Here is a 1,100-nt window from a genome sequence, read left to right as displayed (position 1 = left end):
GATGAACGCCGCGTACACCCACCCGGCGTACGTGCGAATGTAGGTGATGTCGGCGACCCAAAGTTGATTCGGGCGCTCGGCGACGAACTTGCGTTCCACCAGGTCAGCGGGCCGCTCAGTCTCAGCCCTTGGCCGGGTGGTGCGCGGCGACTTGGCCCGCTGGACCCCTTTGAGGCCTTCGGCTCTCATGAGGCGTTCGACGGTGCAGCGGGCGACCTGGTGGCCGGCGCGGCCCAGCTCCTTCCACATCTTCCGGGCTCCGTACACGTGGTAGTTCTCCTCGTACATCGTGGTGATCGCGGCCGTCAGTTCGGCGTCGCGAACCGACCGCGCTGAGGGCGGCCGGGTCTTGGCGGCGTAGTAGGACGAAGGCGCGATCGCGGCGCTGGTCTCGGCCAGTGCGTCGCAGATCGGCTGGACACCGTGTTCGTCCTTGTGGCGGTCGATGAACTCGACCTTCAGCGCTGTGGACGGTCCAGCTCCGCGAAAAAAGCCGACGCCTGCTTCAAGATCGTGTTCGCCCGCCGTAGCTCGCGGTTTTCCTTCTCCAGCTGGGCCAGGCGGGCGTCGCGATCAGCCGAGACCGACGAGGCGTCCTGGCCCTCGGCCTGGGCTTTGCGGACCCAGGTCCGTAGTGCTTCGCGGTGCACGCCGAGCTGCTCGGCGACACGCACGATCGCACCATGCGAGCGGTCGGGGTCGGACAGTGCTTCCAGCGCCATCCGCGTCGCGCGTTCACGAAGCTCATCCGGGTACTTGCGAGGTGCTCCCATATTCCCAATGATCCCTTCCCGGGTAATCGATGTCTCCATCAAACCCGGGGCGATGCATACCAGGCGGCGAGCATGGGGCTGCCCGGTGACAGTTCGGCCAGTCCCCGCAGGTTGGCGGCCCACAGGCCGAGGCCGGCGACCTCGCGCGGCAGCTGGTGCGGGATGAGCCCGCTGTTGTCGGCGCCCCAGTAACCGCCCACCGAGACGACGTTCGCCACCGCGCCGGGCCGCAGCACCTTGGTGGTGTAGCCGGCGATCGCGGCGCCCTGCGAGTAGCCCACCAGGTCGACCTGCGGCGCCCCGGTCACCGCGCGGACGTGGTCGATC

General features: G+C 68.3%; 2 protein-coding genes and 1 pseudogene. All 3 read right to left on the bottom strand.

Features of this window, described 5'->3' with window-relative positions:
• A partial coding sequence (locus HMPREF3086_RS11315) for an IS3 family transposase (RefSeq protein WP_256386788.1) occupies window positions 1-309 on the bottom strand: 309 nt, incomplete at its 3' end.
• Between the two features lie 149 nt (window positions 310-458).
• The gene (locus tag HMPREF3086_RS11310; RefSeq protein WP_070721938.1) at window positions 459-773 is read right to left on the bottom strand and encodes a transposase; all 315 of its coding nucleotides are present in this window, start codon (window positions 771-773) and stop codon (window positions 459-461) included.
• 38 nt (window positions 774-811) lie between these two features.
• A pseudogene (locus tag HMPREF3086_RS11305) lies at window positions 812-1,100 on the bottom strand (lipase); the annotation flags it as partial.

Source organism: Dietzia sp. HMSC21D01 (assembly GCF_001815995.1).
GTDB classification, from domain to species: domain Bacteria; phylum Actinomycetota; class Actinomycetes; order Mycobacteriales; family Mycobacteriaceae; genus Dietzia; species Dietzia cinnamea.
Note: the sequence above shows the minus strand (reverse complement) of the source record. Positions and strands in the feature narration are given on the sequence as shown.

Coding starts and splice junctions, on each gene's coding strand:
- HMPREF3086_RS11310 (WP_070721938.1), bottom strand. CDS start 773: ATGGGAGCACCTCGCAAGTACCCGGATGAGCTTCGTGAACGCGCGACG.